This window comes from Nocardia cyriacigeorgica (assembly GCF_029868385.1).
In the GTDB taxonomy this organism is placed as follows: Bacteria; Actinomycetota; Actinomycetes; order Mycobacteriales; family Mycobacteriaceae; genus Nocardia; species Nocardia cyriacigeorgica_F.
In genome coordinates this window covers 124,320-139,596 of record NZ_JARWNX010000058.1, presented here as the reverse complement: position 1 = coordinate 139,596, position 15,277 = coordinate 124,320, and the positions used below count along the sequence as shown (strand labels likewise).

11 protein-coding genes are annotated in these 15,277 nt (G+C 69.0%); 4 read left to right on the top strand and 7 right to left on the bottom strand.

The features are described from left to right. The first annotated feature begins 167 nt into the window (after positions 1 to 167). Positions 168 to 2,756: a LuxR C-terminal-related transcriptional regulator gene (locus QH168_RS19855; RefSeq protein ID WP_280236233.1), complete on the top strand. Its 2,589-nt coding sequence runs from the start codon at positions 168 to 170 to the stop codon at positions 2,754 to 2,756. 125 nt (positions 2,757 to 2,881) lie between these two features. Here QH168_RS19855 and QH168_RS19850 read toward each other — a convergent pair whose 3' ends face one another. After that, positions 2,882 to 4,093, bottom strand: a complete 1,212-nt coding sequence (locus tag QH168_RS19850) for a Cmx/CmrA family chloramphenicol efflux MFS transporter (RefSeq protein WP_280236232.1) — start codon at positions 4,091 to 4,093, stop codon at positions 2,882 to 2,884. 86 nt (positions 4,094 to 4,179) lie between these two features. Continuing rightward, positions 4,180 to 4,752 carry a TetR/AcrR family transcriptional regulator gene (locus tag QH168_RS19845; protein WP_280236231.1) on the bottom strand — a complete coding sequence of 191 codons (573 nt, stop codon included), beginning with the start codon at positions 4,750 to 4,752 and terminating at the stop codon, positions 4,180 to 4,182. A 196-nt stretch (positions 4,753 to 4,948) separates the two neighbouring features. Here QH168_RS19845 and QH168_RS19840 point away from each other — a divergent pair, with 196 nt between their 5' ends. Continuing rightward, positions 4,949 to 6,148 (top strand): cytochrome P450 family protein, encoded by a 1,200-nt coding sequence (locus tag QH168_RS19840; protein ID WP_280236230.1) that lies wholly within the window; start codon positions 4,949 to 4,951, stop codon positions 6,146 to 6,148. Positions 6,149 to 6,182: 34 nt separating this feature from the next. On the opposite strand, the gene QH168_RS19835 is transcribed toward QH168_RS19840, so the two are convergent. Continuing rightward, a complete protein-coding gene (locus QH168_RS19835; protein ID WP_432421140.1) occupies positions 6,183 to 7,184 on the bottom strand; it encodes an AraC family transcriptional regulator in 1,002 nt (333 codons plus the stop codon). Positions 7,185 to 7,215: 31 nt separating this feature from the next. Continuing rightward, positions 7,216 to 7,830 (bottom strand): class I SAM-dependent methyltransferase, encoded by a 615-nt coding sequence (locus QH168_RS19830; RefSeq protein ID WP_280236256.1) that lies wholly within the window; start codon positions 7,828 to 7,830, stop codon positions 7,216 to 7,218. A gap of 285 nt (positions 7,831 to 8,115) precedes the next feature. On the opposite strand from QH168_RS19830, the gene treZ reads away from it, so the two are divergent. Next, on the top strand, positions 8,116 to 9,879 hold the full coding sequence (treZ, locus tag QH168_RS19825) for a malto-oligosyltrehalose trehalohydrolase (protein ID WP_280236228.1): 1,764 nt from the start codon (positions 8,116 to 8,118) through the stop codon (positions 9,877 to 9,879). Between the two features lie 39 nt (positions 9,880 to 9,918). Here the strand turns inward: treZ and ilvA are convergent, their stop codons facing one another. Together ilvA and QH168_RS19815 are read right to left on the bottom strand one after the other, a co-directional pair. Next, on the bottom strand, positions 9,919 to 11,271 hold the full coding sequence (ilvA, locus tag QH168_RS19820) for a threonine ammonia-lyase IlvA (protein ID WP_280236227.1): 1,353 nt from the start codon (positions 11,269 to 11,271) through the stop codon (positions 9,919 to 9,921). A gap of 53 nt (positions 11,272 to 11,324) precedes the next feature. Further along, complete coding sequence (locus QH168_RS19815) at positions 11,325 to 11,759, bottom strand: nitroreductase family deazaflavin-dependent oxidoreductase (protein ID WP_280236226.1); 435 nt, start codon at positions 11,757 to 11,759, stop codon at positions 11,325 to 11,327. A gap of 128 nt (positions 11,760 to 11,887) precedes the next feature. Here QH168_RS19815 and QH168_RS19810 point away from each other — a divergent pair, with 128 nt between their 5' ends. Then, entirely contained in the window at positions 11,888 to 12,124 is a 237-nt protein-coding gene (locus QH168_RS19810; protein WP_280236225.1) for a hypothetical protein, read from the top strand. A 140-nt stretch (positions 12,125 to 12,264) separates the two neighbouring features. Here QH168_RS19810 and QH168_RS19805 read toward each other — a convergent pair whose 3' ends face one another. Next, positions 12,265 to 15,195, bottom strand: coding sequence for a helix-turn-helix transcriptional regulator (locus tag QH168_RS19805; protein WP_280236224.1), 2,931 nt, complete (start codon positions 15,193 to 15,195; stop codon positions 12,265 to 12,267). Positions 15,196 to 15,277 lie beyond the last annotated feature (82 nt).

The window sequence follows — 15,277 nt, the reverse complement described above, 5'->3', positions numbered from 1 at the left end:
TCTGGAATCGATCGGTACCGACGCCAGCCATCGTGTGCCGATAGGTAGGACCGGTGCATCGGTAGCCGATGCCGGGCGCACACGCGGTCACCGACGCCGGGCCGGGGACCTCCGGCCCGGGACGTTTGCCCCTTTTCGGTGTTCGCCGGCCGCTATGCTGCACCACCGTGACGGCCAGATCTTCGCGCTTCGGTGCTTCGCCACCCGCGACCACCAGCGATTTCATCGGCCGCGAGCGTGAGCTGGACAAGATCGGCATGCTGCTGCTCGGTTCGAATCGGTTGATCACCCTGATCGGTGCGGGCGGTATCGGCAAGACCCGGTTGGCGACCGAGGCCGTGCACCGATTCCACAAGGCGAAACGGGTGCCGGTGCAGTGGGCGAGGCTGGCTCGGCTACCACGCGGCGCCGACGCGGCGGCGGTGGAGAACGAACTGGCGCAATCATTGGTCGATGGCGACTTTTCCGGGCGGTCCACCTGGGACGCGCTGCTCGATACGCTGGCGCGTACCGATGCGGTGGGGCGCACGGTGCAGACGATCCTGGTGATGGACAACTGTGAACACGTGCTCGACGGCGCGGGCCGCCTCATCGCCGACCTGATCGGTGCGGTTCCCGGTCTGACCGTCGTCGCCACCAGCCGGGAGGCGATCGGCTGGGTCGACGAGTGCCTGGTGCCGGTCGGGTCCTTGACCGCGGAGCAGGCGTTGACCCTGTTCCGCGGCCGGGCCGAACTGACCGGCCACGACATCGTCGGCGATACCGATCAAGAACTCGCGGCGGCGATCTGCCGTCGGGTACACAACCATCCGCTCGCCATCCAGCTCGCCGCCGCGCGGTTGCGCAGGCAACCGTTGTCGATGATCCTGCGCGATCTCTCCGGTGCGGAGTCCGACCGCAGGTTGGGTTGGTCGCCGGGGCGACGAGTCGGAGCCGACGGCAGGCATCAGGGCATCCGCGATGTCATCGCCTGGTCCTACGATCTGTGCCACGACAAGGAGCGGCTGCTGTTCGAGCGTTTGTCGGTGTTCGCCGCCGGCTACGACCCCGATCCCGGCGATCCGGTCGGATCCGATATCGGCGCCGAACTGGAGGCCATCGAAGCAGTCTGTTGCGACGATGCCGATGCGGGTGCCGACGGTATCGCCCGCGACGAGGTCGAGGGCCTGCTCGAGCGGCTGGTGGATCAATCGATCGTCTCGGTACATCTGACCCAGGACACCGTGCGGTACTCGCTGCTGGAGAGCTTCCGGGTGTTCGCCCAGCAGCGGCTGCGCGAGCGGGCCGCGGGTGCGCAGACCGCACGGTTCGGCGACCGGCACCGCCGCTACTACCGCGATGCGGTGGCCAGGGCGGGCAGCGACTGGCTCGGCCCGGACGAACAGGCATTGCTGGAGTGGGCGCGCGCGGCGTGGGACAACCTGCTGTGCGCGATCGACAGCGCCGAAGCCACCCCCGGCCAAGCCTCGGTCGCGCTGGAGATCATGGTCGGGTTGATCGCCTTGCGGGTGCCGTTCTTCAAGGGGTCGCTGCGCGAGTCGAAACATCTGGCCGAGCGGGCGCTCGCCGCTACCCGCGATCTCGACCCGCAGCCGGTCGAGTTGCAGGTCACCGCGATGGCCATGATCGGTTGGATCAGCCTGTGCCAGGGGATTCCGGCCGAGGCCGAACGTCTGCTCGACGATTGTGTGGCCGCCTGCGTGGCCGATCCCGGCGCGGTGGAGCGAGCGCGCCGGGAGCCGGAGACCGATCTCGGCCTACCCGCGCCGGTCGAGTTCACCCGGGGCAGCCAGTTGATGTTGGCGGACAACGATCCTCGTGCGATCGAGGTGCTCGCGCGGGCGCGTCGGAAGTTCCTCGCGGCGGGAGACCGCGGTGCGGCGTCGATGGCCGAGATGTTCGAGGTTCTCGCCACCGGCTTCGCCGGAACACCCGCGCGGGCACTCGAATCCGCCCGCCGTCACCTCGCGGACGCCGGTCGATCGGGGGCACGGTGGGAACAGTCGTGGGCCGAACTCAGTTCGGCTCTCGCCCTGATCAAGAACAGTGATACCGAGACCGCGCTCGCCACGGTGCGCACCACCCTGGCCGACCAGCTGGCCATGCGTGATCAATGGGGCGCGGTGTGGGCGGTCCACATGTACGCGTGGGCGCTCGCGCGCAAGATCGCCGACGCGCACGGACAACCATCCACACACGGTGCGCAGTCGCGGGAATGGGCCTTGGAGGTTGCGCGGATCCTCGGTGGTGCGGCCACGCTGCGTCGGCGCCTCGGCGTGGATCTGACCAATCTCGCCCCGTTCCGAATGGAGACCGAGCGGGCGGCGCAGGTCTCTCGCTCGGTGCTCGGTGCGGGGGCCTTCACCACCGCCGAGCGGGAGGGCGCGATGCTGCGTCCCGAACTCGACGAGGTGACCGCCTTGGTGCTCGGCACCCTCTCGCTCGACGCTCTGCCGGTGCACCATCCGGTCCGACGGCACCGCCCGACACGGTGGCAGGAACTGTCCGCGGCCGAGCAGGACGTCGCGACCCTCGCGGCGGCGGGCTGGACCAATACCGCGATCGCCGCCCGTCGCGGCAGTTCCTTCAAGACGGTCGATGCCCAGATGGCCGCGATATTCCAGAAGCTCACGATCACCTCACGGGACGACATCATCGCCCTCGTCCCCGCCGAGCGTCGGGCACGAGTCGCCCAGGAGGCGTCCCGCCGGCCGAACAAATCCAGGAGGCGGGATCCACGACCACCGGCGCCCTGACCACACCGCCGCGCCCGAGTGGATGCGTTCGGGCGCGGCGGACATCGGCGCATCGTGGATCCTGTGCTGTCCGGGGCGCTCGATCGCCACCCGATCCGACGGCGTCGGTGTCACCGTGTCGGGTGTCAGACGGCGACCGGCGTCGGCTCCGCCGCTGGTGCGGGTCCGGCGCCGGTCGTCACACCGGCGGACCCATCGCGCCGTTGGAGCGCCGCGGCCCCGGCCACCAGCCCCAGCGCCGCCACGCCGAGCGCCGCGCCGATCCATGCCGTCGCCGGGTAGCCGAGTCCGGCGGTGAGGGCGGCCCCGCCCAGCCAGGGGCCCGCGGTGATGCCGACATTGAACGCGGAGGTGTTCACCGCCGCGGCCATGGTCGGTGCGTCGGGCGCCAGGGCGAAGACACGGGAGGTGAGGACAGGGTTGGTGCCGAAACCGAAGGCGCCCAACGCGATCGCGAGCAGCACCATCGGTGCGATGTGTGTGGCGGTGAGCGCGATCAGGGCCGAGGTGACGATCAGCCCGGCGACGCCGACGGTGAGGGTGCGCATCGGGTAGGCGTCCGCGGTCCGCCCACCGACGATGATGCCGAGCAGCGCGCCCGCCCCGTATCCGGCCAGCACCGCGGGCACCCAGGATTCGGGCAGGCCGGTGGTGTCGGTGAGCATGGCACCCAGATAGGAGAACGTGATCAGGAGGGCGCCGGTCGCCACGGCGGTCATCGCATAGGACAGCCACAGGCTCGGCCGGGTCATGGCGCTCAGTTGGGTGCGCACCCGCGGTGGCCGGGCGGGACGTCCACCGGGAATCTTCGCCAGCACGCCGAGCACGGCGGGCGCGGACAGGATCGCCACCGCCCAGAAGGCGGCTCGCCAGCCGAAATGCTGACCGATGACGGTACCGAGCGGCAGACCGATCACGGTGGCGACGGTCAGCCCGCCCGCCACCACGCTCATCGCCCGCCCGCGCATATTCGGCGGTACCAGGCTCACCGCCGTCGCCGCGGCCACCGCCCAGAATCCGGCGTAGACGAATGCCGCGACCACGCGCGTGCCGAACAGCACCCAGTAGTCGGTGGCCAGCGCCCCGACGATGTGCGCGGCGATGAACACGGCGAGGAATGCCAGTAGCGCGGTGCGTCGCGACCAGCGCAGGGTCAGCACCGCGAGCACGGGTGCGCCGACCAGCATGCCGAGCGCGAACGCCGAGATCAGCAGTCCGGCGCGCGGAATCGTCACGCCGAGGTCGGTCGACATCTCGGTGAGCAGGCCCGCGAGCATGAGTTCGGAGGTGCCCTGGGCGAATATCGATAGACCCAGGATGTAGATGGCAGTGGGCACGGATGACCTTCCCTTATTTTGAATTGATCAGTCCAAAATGTGGACATGAAAGAGTGGCGGCTCGAAAGCCGCTGGGGGAGTCGGGGTTACAGGACCTCGAGCGCGGTGGTGGCGATGGCCGCGCGTTCCTCGCGGTCGGCGCCACCCCGTGCGGCGACCTGGATGCCGCTGATCGTGGCGATCAGGAACAGTGCGAGGGTGTGGGCGTCCTTGTTGCGGCGGATGTCACCGGCGCGTTGGCCGCTCTCGATGACCGCGGTGAGCAGTTCGAGCCGATATCGCTGGTCCGTGCGCAGCGTCGCGGCCACGCGGGTATCGCGGGGGCCGAGTTCGACGGTGGAATTGACCACGAGACAGCCGATCGGGTCCTCGTCGGGAGCGTCGACCGTGCGCCACAGCAGTGTGCGCAGCTTCTCGGCGGCCGGTGCGTCCGCGTCCAGGACCTCCTCGGTGGCGGCGTTCTTGACTGCCATATAGCGGCCGAGCGCCCGCTCGAACAGATCGTGCTTACTGGTGAAGGTGTTGTAGATGCTGCTGCGGCCGAGGCCGGTCGCGGTGCACAGGTCCTGGGTCGAGGTGGCCTCGTAGCCCGCCGACCAGAATGCCCGCATCGCCGCGTCGACCGCCTTGTCCTCGTCGAAGCCTCGTGGTCGCGCCATGGGGGCACCGTAGCAGTTTTGGACCGATCAATTCAATACTGCTGTGGACCGCGGATGCCGAGGACGTCGGGCGCGTGCTCCTACGTTCCGGTTTCGGCGAATACCGGTACTGGGCAGGGTGATCGGCAGCGCGAGCGAACCGGCGAACCGCATAGGAAGATGAGCGCCACATCGGCTGAAAACGTTGGGAGACAACATGACCGAGCAACTGATCCAATTGCCCACACCCGGCGAGTCCATCCTCGACACGCACGACCGTATCCGCCGCGCCGGTGAGGTGGTCCCGATCGAACTGCCCGGCGGGGTGCCCGCATGGCTTGCCGTCAGCCATCGAGCCGTCGGCGAAATCCTCGACGACAAGTCCTTCGCCAAGAACGCGGTGCACTGTCCCGCCCTGCACGACGGCAAGATTCCCGCGGATTGGCCGCTCCGAGCGCTGACCGATATGCAGCACATGCTGAACCAGGACGGCGCCGAGCACCGGCGGCTGCGCAAAACGATCAACAAGGCGTTCACGCCCGGCCGGATCGCCGCATTGGCACCGCGCATCGAGCAGATCGCAGCCGAACTCATCGACAGCTTCCCGCAGACCGACGAGATCGACCTGATATCGAACTACACGACGCCGCTGCCGGTGCGCGTGATCTGCGAACTCTTCGGTGTGCCGGAGGACGAGCAGCCGCAGCTCAAGGGCTGGACCCTCACAATCGTCTCCACCGAGAGCACCGGCGAACAAGCGCACGCCGCGATGGCCGCCATGATCGGCTACTTCACCGAATTGCTCGACCGTAAACGACGCGACCCCGGCGACGATCTCACCTCCGCCCTGCTCGCGGCGAATGCGGAGAACGAACTCACCGACGCCGAACTCGTCGAGATGATGTGGCTGCTGATCGTCGCCGGACACGAGACGACGGTGCATCTGCTCGGCAATGCCGTCGTCGCGCTGCGCGAACACCCCGAGCAGCTCGCGAAAGCGCAGGCCGAGGACCGCTGGGACGATGTGGTCGAGGAAGTCCTGCGCTATCGCTCCTCGGTGGTCGGCGCGCTCATGCGCTATGCCCGCACGGATGTGAAGGTGGCCGATGTCGACATCCCGGCGGGCGCCATGATGCTGTGGCACGGCGGGGTCGGCCGTGACCTGCTGCGCAACCCGGACGCCGACACCTTCGATATCGACCACGACCATCGTGATCAGCTCGCCTTCGGGCACGGACCGCATTTCTGCCTCGGCGCGCCGCTGGCCCGTCTGGAGAGCCGGATCGCGCTGTCGACGCTGTTCCGGCGGTATCCGGATCTCACCCTTGCCATCGATCCGGCCCGTATCGAGTACATCTCGCAAATCAGCACGGTCGGTCCGCTCGCGCTTCCGGTGCGTTTGACCCCGGCGACGTAGCCGCCACGATCGGCGTCGGCGAGCAGCCGCGGTGTCAGCGCTGCTCGTCGGCGATCTGCTCGAGCCGGTGTTTGCGGAACTCCCTCGGTGACTGTCCGAAACGTTCTTTGAACGCCGCGGAGAACCAGTTGGGTGTGAAACCGGATCGGGTCGCCAACTCGGCGATGCTCAGGTTCGTGCGCGGGTCTTCCAGCAGATCACGAGCGACGCGCAACGCCTCGTCGCGCCGCATATCGCGAAAGGTCGTCCCGTGCTGTTGCAGCACCAGACGCAGTTGACGGGGCGACCAGCCGAGCGCCTTGGCGACGGCGGGTAACCGGACGTCGCTGTGCCCGATGTGCTCGCGCAGATGGCGCCGGATGCTCTCCGCCACCTCGGCGTGGACGAGTGGTTGCGGCTGGGTGTCACCGGCGCACAGCATGCACAGCAGCTCCGTGACGCGATCGCAGATCGCATTGAAATCCCGATCGGTGAGGTCGGCCTCTTCGGCGGACACCGTGCGGATCATCTCGCCAGCGACCCGGCCGAGGCCGCGGCTCATATCGATGACGGCCCGCAGGTGGCCGCTCGGCCGCAGCCGGTGATCGACCTCGGCCCGTGGAATCTGGAACGCGAAGGCGGTGGAGTCGGGGATGTGCAGGCCGCAGGCCACCTCCATCCCGGTCAGGATCGCGCGACCGGTCGGCACCCGGATCACCTCATCGCCGAACCGCATCGAGTAGGTGCCTCGTTCGGGGATGACGACCCAGTAGAAGTCGTCGCCCGGAACCTCCCGGACATGCCTGCGGGTGCGGGAGGCCGTCCGGTCGCCGTGCTGATTCCAGCGCAGCAGGCGATACGCGCTCGTCTCCTGGCCGGTCAGGCTGGCCCGCAACTGCTGCGGATCGTGGAAATAGTGCGCCATCGGAACGAATCCGTCGGCGATCGCCGACCATGACTCGGGATCATTCGCGACTACTCCAAACCAACGCACCGTCACCGCCCGCCGTTCGTGGATCAGCCGTATCCTAGCCCCTCGCGCCGGGGCCGCTGTCATGAAATCCCCTGTCCTGGGGACATACCCGGCGCTATGGCGACACCGCGACTCCCAGCGTCTGGGCGACCATGAATTTCGGGCGGCCACCGTAGAACACCTCGATATCGCGGATCTCGAATCCGGAGCGCTCGATGAGTCCGCGGATATCGCGGTCGAGATGGCAGCCACCGGCGACCACGTTCTGGATCGGGTCGAGTCGGTGCTGCCAGCGCTGGACCCTGCGGTCGGGTGCGAGTCCGTGCTCGACGAAATGCAGGGTTCCGCCGGGGACCAGCACACGCCGGATCTCCGCGAGCGCGGCATCGATATCGGGGATGGTGCACATGGTCCATGTCGATACCGCGGCGTCGAAGCTGTTGTCGGCGAAGGGCAGCGATTGGCCGTCCAGTCCGGCGCGCTCGATCGGCACGGTCGCGGCGGCCACCCGTTTCGCCGCGAGCTTCCAGCCGAGGTCGGCCGGTTCGACCGCGCTCACCGTCTGCACCGTCGGCGGATAGAACGGCACGTTCAGACCGGATCCGAACCCGATCTCCACCACCCGTCCGGACAGTCCGCCGCACACCCGCTCGCGCAGGGTGTCGTTGGCCTTCATCCCGCAGGCGACCTCGACCAGGCGGGGGACGACGCGATCGTTGTAGATACCCACGGCCTCCACTGTGTCAGCAACCACATCGCGGCACCAGATCCGACCCTGATCGGTGCGCCTGCTCGAGGCATGGACGGAACTGGTCGGATGGCCGACTGTCCGGCCGAACGACATCGGCGTCGCGCCCATGTCAGCAGCGTTCATACCGACGCGCGTAGGGCTGCGACTCCGGCGGGGTATCGCGCCAGGATGGCTGGCAACCGCAGATGAAGACATGAGGAGGCCGTCGTCGGCGCCCGCGCACAGCTGAGCTGATGCTGCACCATGCCGTGCGATGCTGGCGCGGTGACGAGGTTCGAGGTGTGGGCGCCGACGCCGGAGTTGGTGCGGCTGGATATCGAGGGCGTCGTCCATCCGATGCGGCGTTCGGGCGACGGCTGGTGGTGGGCGCAGGTGGATGCCGCGCCCGGCTCCCGTTACGGGTATCTGCTCGATGACGATCCGGCGGTGCTCCCCGATCCGCGCTCGGCTCGCCAGCCCGAGGGCGTGCATGCTCGTTCGGCGGTCGACCGCGGTGCACCGGATGCGTGGACCGATGCCCGCTGGACCGGCAGGCAACTGGCTGACGCGGTGTTCTACGAACTGCATATCGGGACCTTCACTCCGGCGGGCACATTCGATGCGGCGATCGAACGGCTGGATCATCTGGTGCGGCTCGGCGTGACGATGGTGGAGTTGATGCCGGTCAATGCCTTCGACGGGTCGCGGAACTGGGGCTACGACGGTGTGCTCTGGTATGCGGTGCACGAGGGGTACGGCGGTCCCGATGGGTTGCGCCGCTTCGTCGACGCCTGTCATACGCGCGGCTTGGCGGTGGCGCTCGATGTCGTCTACAACCATCTCGGACCGGTCGGCAACTATCTGCCGCGATTCGGGCCGTATCTCGCCGAGCAGCGCACCACCTGGGGGCAGCGGCTGAATCTGGACGGTCCGGGCTCCGGTGAGGTGCGTCGCTACATCATCGACAACGCCTTGCGGTGGTTCCGGGATTTCCATATCGACGCCCTGCGCCTGGACGCAGTGCATGCGCTCGCCGACACCACGGCGATCCATCTGCTCACCGAACTGGCCGCCGAAACCGACCGGCTCGCCATACATCTCGGCCGTCCGCTGACCTTGATCGCCGAAAGCGATCTCAACGATCCGACGCTGATCACTCCGCGCGCGGCGGGCGGTTTCGGGCTGACCGGTCAATGGAACGACGACCTGCATCACGCCATCCATGCGGCGGTCTCGGGCGAACGGCAGGGGTATTACGTCGATTTCGGCTCCATGGCCTGTCTGGCCGAGACTCTCGCGCACGGATTCTTCCATGCCGGAACGTATTCCACGTTCCGGGGCCGCAGGCACGGCAGCCCGATCGACCGGGCGGCGGTTGGGCCTTCTGCGCTGCTGGCCTACACCTGCACGCACGACCAGATCGGCAACCGGGCGACCGGCGACCGTCCGAGCGCCTATCTGTCCGACGGTCAGCTGGCCGTCAAGGCGGCACTGGTTCTGCTTTCGCCCTACACCCCGATGTTGTTCATGGGGGAGGAGTGGGGTGCGCGCACCCCGTTCCAGTACTTCACCTCGCATACCGACCCCGAGGTCGGCGCCGCCACCGCGGCCGGGCGGCGCGCCGAGTTCGCCGAGCACGGCTGGTCCACCGACGATGTCCCCGATCCGCAGGACCCGGCGACCTTCGAACGCTCGCGGCTCGACTGGACCGAACCCGATGATCCGGCGCACGCCCGGCTGCTGGCCTGCTACCGCGAGCTGCTGGCCCTACGCCGCAGTCGCACGGAACTCACCGGCTCGTGGACGTCATCGGCCGATATCGACTACGACGAGGACGCACGCTGGATCGTGATCCGCCGGGGATCGCTGATCGTGGCGTGCAACCTGTCCGCCGATCCGGTGCCGCTGCCCATCTCGGGTGCCGCAGTGCTGTTCTGGGACACGCCGACGCCCAACGCTGACGCGACCGTGCTCGCCGGACATTCGTTCGTGGTGCTCGATACCGAGTCGATCGGGTCGGCTCACCGCCACGCATCACAACCGGCGTAGAGCAGCCCACCGGACTCGCGTCTACCGAGACACGACCGCTCAGGTCAGATAGCGGTAGGCCGGTGAATCCGGTTCGAGCCGTTCGCATTGGATGGGTGAGGCGTCGATCCGCGCCATCAGCGGTTCCAGCTCCTCCGGCGCTCCGAGTTCGATACCGACCAGCGCCGCACCGGTCTCCCGGTTGTTGCGTTTGACGTATTCGAACAGGGTGATGTCGTCGTCCGGGCCGAGGACCTCGTCGAGGAAGCGGCGCAGCGCGCCCGGTTCCTGCGGGAAATCCACCAGGAAGTAGTGCTTGAGACCCTGATGCACCAGTGAGCGTTCGATGACCTCGCCGTAGCGGGAGACGTCGTTGTTGCCACCCGAGACCAGGCACACCACGGTGGAACCCGGTTCGACCGTGATACCGGCCAGCGCCGTCACCGCGAGCGCGCCCGCGGGTTCGGCGATGATGCCCTCGTTCTGATACAGCTCGAGCATGCTGGTGCAGATGGCGCCCTCGTCGACCTGCAACATACGAAACGATCCGGCACCCGACGGGGATTCGGTCGCCACCAGCAACGGCAGCGAACCGTGTGTGACCACCCGGCCGCCGAATCCGGCCACCGCCGCGTACGGCACATCGCCGATCCGGCGCACCGCGGCGCCGTCGACGAACGGGTCGATCTCCGGCAGCGTCACCGGACCGCCAGCGACCAGCGCCGCCGTCATCGAGGCGGCGCCGGCGGGTTCGACGCCGAGGATCGCGGTGTGCGGTGAACGTTCCCGCAGGTAGGTGCCGATACCGGCCAGGCAGCCGCCACCGCCGACCGGGACGACCACCAGGTCGGGGGCGCTGCCGAGCTGATCGAGGATCTCCGCGGCGATGGTGCCCTGCCCGGCCGCAGTGCGGGTGTCGTCGAACGGCGGCACCATGGTCGCGCCGGTGCGCGCCACATCGTCGGCGGCGGCCGCGGCGGCGGCATCGTAGGTTTCGCCGACCGCGATCAGTTCCACGAACTCACCGCCATGGATGCGGATGCGGTCGCGTTTCTGCTTCGGTGTGGTGGTGGGGACGTAGATGCGGCCGGTGATGCCCATGGCGCGGCATGCGAACGCCACCCCCTGGGCGTGGTTGCCCGCACTCGCGGTGACGACACCCGCGGCGCGTTCGACCTCGCTGAGCTGGACGACCAGGTTGTAGGCGCCGCGCAGCTTGTAGGAGCGGACCACGGTGAGGTCTTCGCGCTTGAGGTAGACCTGCGCACCGGTCCGCTGCGACAGGCGCGGGCACAGCTGCAACGGGGTCGGCTCGATGATGTCGGAAATTCGCTTCGCGGCCGCGTCGATCTCGTCCGCGTTCAACGGCGGACGGGTGGGCAGTTCAGCGAGCACATGGTGCGGATCCGACACTCGAATATGGTGCCACCCGCCGCGCCGCGACGCTGCGGCGGGTGGCGGCGGTGTCAGCGCGGGGTGAGGACGAAGACCGGGATCTCCCGGGTGGTCTTGGTCTGATAGTCGGCGTAATCGGGCCACACCGCGACCGCGCGCTCCCACCACAGCGCCTTCTCCTCGCCGACGACCTCGCGCGCGGTGTAGTCCTTCGTGATGGTGCCATCGCGCAACTCGACGTGCGGTTCGGCCTTGATGTTGTGGTACCAGACCGGATGCTTCGGCGCCCCGCCCAATGACGCGACCACCGCGTACTCGCCGTCGTGCTCGACCCGCATCAGCGGCGTCTTGCGCAGTTTGCCGGTCTTCGCGCCGCGGGTGGTGAGCAGGATGATGGGCACGCCGCGCAGCGTCGTCGCCTCCTCACCGCCGGAGTTCTCATAGGTTTCGGCCTGTTCGCGGGCCCAATCGGAGGTGCTCGGTGCGTATTCCCCAGTAAGTGGCATACCGGATCCGAACCACGGGCGGCCGCCGAATATTCCCGTATGCGGACCGCGGTCCGCCACTGGTGTCTGTGGCGCCCACGACAAAAAGTTCGCTTGCCCGAACTTTGTGGTCCGCATACCCTGAAGCCATGACCGCGTACCACCCCGAACTTCGCACCGCGAGCCGCGCACTTCCGGCCCGCCCCGCGACGATCGATATCGCGGGCAGCGACTGGCCGGTGTACAAGCTGGAAGCGCTGGTCGCGGGCCTGCTGGCCGGTCTGGCGCTGGCGCTGATCGTCGGTTCCGCGCAGTTCGCGGTACTGGCCGCAGCGGCGGTCGGCAGCGTGGTGTGGGCCGCCGGTCTGATTCGCGAGCGCTCCTGACCGCTGGCCCGCCTCAGTCGGCCCGGCTGCCGGACCGAGGTCAGGCGAACCTGAGCTGTTGCCGCATGATCTGAGCGGGCTCCCGGCTTCTGGTCCGCTCGACCTGCCGTGTCGTGCGACGGCCATGTCGGCGCCTTCGCTCAGTCCGGGCCCAGCGGCAGATCCGCCAACTCACCGCGCGAGACCACACCGAGCTTCGGATACGCCTTGTACAGGTGATGTCCGACCGTGCGCGGGCTCAGCACCAATTGGGCCGCGATATCTCGATTCGACAGGCCCTGGGCGGCCAGCCGCGCGATCTGTAGTTCCTGCGGTGTGAGTGCGGCGGCGGGCCCCCGCGTAGGTCGGGCGGTCGTACCGACACCCAGTGCGGCGAGTTCGGTCCCGGCCCGCTGCGCCCATGGTGTGAAGCCGAGCCGATCGAAGGTTTCGGCGGCTGCTTCGAGCTGGGTGCGTGCCTCGGTCTTGCGTTTATCGCGGCGCAGCCACTCACCGAACAGCAGCCGGGTGCGTGCCGTATCGAACGGGCGCCCGCCCGAGGCAAGGGCCTCGCGAAAGTAGTGTTCGGCCCGCTCGTCCGGGGCAGTGAGCGCACGGGCACGGTGGTCGAGTGCGGTGATCCAGTCGACCCCGGTCGCCTGCGCCCACGACGTCAGCCGGTCACGCGCCGCGACGGCCTGCTCCGGTGCGTCCGCGCGCACGGCCGCCTCGACCAGATCGGGTAGTACCCGCAAACCGATCACCTGATGACGCGCCGGTTCCACGGTGAGCGCGGTCAGCCGCGACAAGGACCCGTCCACCCGACCGAATCCCAGATCGAGCAGGCCGAGCGCCGCATGCGTCCACGTCGCTCCCGCCGCGTCCGGGCCGCCGAGTTCATCGGCCAGCGCCTTGTCGACCAGTTCGGCGCATTCGCGTTCGGCGCCTTCGAGCGCACCGAGATAGGCAAGGAAGCCGCACAGCTGACTGACCCAGTGCCCGTTGCCGATGTCCTCGGCGATCTGCAACCCTTCGGCCGCCGCCACCCGCGATTCCCGCGGTCTGCCGAGGAACAGCTCGGCCTCGGCGTGGAAGAACAGCAGCGGTGGCAGCAGCGCGATCCGCCCCTGTTCACGACATTGCCCCAGCAGTTCCCGCGCCAGCTCGTCCACCTGCTCGTCCGCACCGACAACCAGTCCCGCACCGCACATCTGCACCAGATCGCGCGGGCTGTCGGCCCCGTTGCGTCGGGCCTCGGCGGCGGCAGTGCGCAGGTCGGTCCGCGGGGAGATCGGAGGCATGTCGGATGGGCGTGTGCTGTCGGATGAGTGGGTGCCGTCGGGATCGGCGCCGTCGCGGACGTCGATGGGCGAGGCCGTGGTTCGGGTGTCTCGGCCGATCGTGGGCTCGGGCCGGTGGTCGTGCTCGGCGGCGGGTGGTGTGGTCCGTGCCGGACCGTCCGGGCCGGTGCGCGGTTCGAGGTCGGGCGCCGTTGTGTCGGGGTTGGTGGGGGAGTTGCGGGTCTGCGGTGGTTCGCCGACGGTCGCGGCGAGCAGGTAGTCGACTATCGGCGTCATCGGGTCGGTCGCGCAGAGTCGGAGCGCGCGGGTGCGCTCGGCGACCTGGGTGAGTTCGTCGGTGCCGAGATACCAGGCGGCGTGCACGGCCTGGGTCAGGATGCGTGCCGTTCGTGCGGGGTCGGCGGTGGCGTCGGCGGCCGACAGCAGCAGATGATGGGCGGCCCGCGGGCGGCCGATACCGAACTCGGCATTACCGCGTACATGCGCCAGTCGTGCGGTCAGCTGGCGATCGTCGGTCTGGGCCGCCGCCCGGTCGGCCAGCTCCCCGGCGCGGTCGTACTGCCCGGCCTCGATCGCGGTTTCGGCGGCCAGGACCAGGCGGCGGATGCGCGCGTCGGGGTCGACACTCAGGGTCGCCGCGCGCTCATAGGCCGCCACCGCGCCGTGGTAGCCGGTGCGCAGCCGGGCCCGCTCGGCGGTGTCCTCCAATGCGGTGGCGGCGGTTTCGTCGGACCCGGTCGCCGCGGCGGCCAGATGCCAGGCGCGCAGATCGGCGTCCTCCTCGGCGGTCGCGGCATCCGCCAGTGCGCGGTGTGCGGCCAGTCTGCGGGTCAGACCCGCGCCCTGGTAGACCGCCGAGCGCAGCAGGGGATGGCGGAAGGTGAGGCTGCGGCCGTCGCTGCGCACGATTCCCGCGTCCTCGGCGGGCGGCAGATGGGCCAGCCCGGCGCCGAGTGTTTCGGCGGCGCACAACACCGTCGCCAGATCGGCGGTATGCGCGGCGGCCGCGACCAGCAGCAATGTCATCGTGGGTCCGGGAAGTCCGCTGACCTGCCCATGGAACGCCACCCGCAACCGATCGGTGAGCGGCAGCGGATTCGGGCCCGCGTCCGGTGCCTCGGCCGCCAGCAGCGCGGGTAGCTCGAGCAGTGCGAGCGGATTGCCCGCGGCCTCGGTGAGCAGACGGTACCGAAGCACCGGCGCGAGATCCGGTGCCGTGCTGTCGATCAGGGCGGCCGCCGATTCTTGTCGCAGCCCGGTCAGCCGCAGCTCCGGGAGGCCGGGGGCCGGGAAATCGGTATCGCCGGCACGCGTGGCGAACAGCATCACCACGCCCTCGGCATCGAGCCTGCGGGCGGCGAACAGCAGCGCCTCGGCGGTGGCGCGGTCGAGCCAGTGCGCATCGTCGATGAGACACAGCAGCGGTCCGTCGGCGGATTCCTCGGCCAACAGGGTGAGCACCGCGAGCCCGATCAGCATGCGGTCGGCCGGATCTCGCGGCGCCAGCCCGAACGCGCCGCGCAGGGCGTCACGCTGCTGCGGTGGCAGCCGGTCCACCAGCGCCATACCCGGCCGCACCATCAGATGCAGCCCCGCGAACGGCAATTCGGCCTCGGATTCGATCCCCGCACTGCGCGCCGCCGGAATACCTTGCGCCGCCGCGTAATCCAGTAGCGCGGTCTTCCCGATCCCGGCATCCCCACGCACCACCAGCGCCGCGCTGCGTCCCGCGCGCGCCGCCTCGAGCAGCCGGTCGATCTCGGCTTGTTCGGCTTCACGCCCATGCAGCATGCGCCCAACGGTAGCGTCCGCCCGCCCTGTCCACCTGGTCGCGATGATCAGCGCGGCGAACCAGCTGCCGGTCCATCATGCA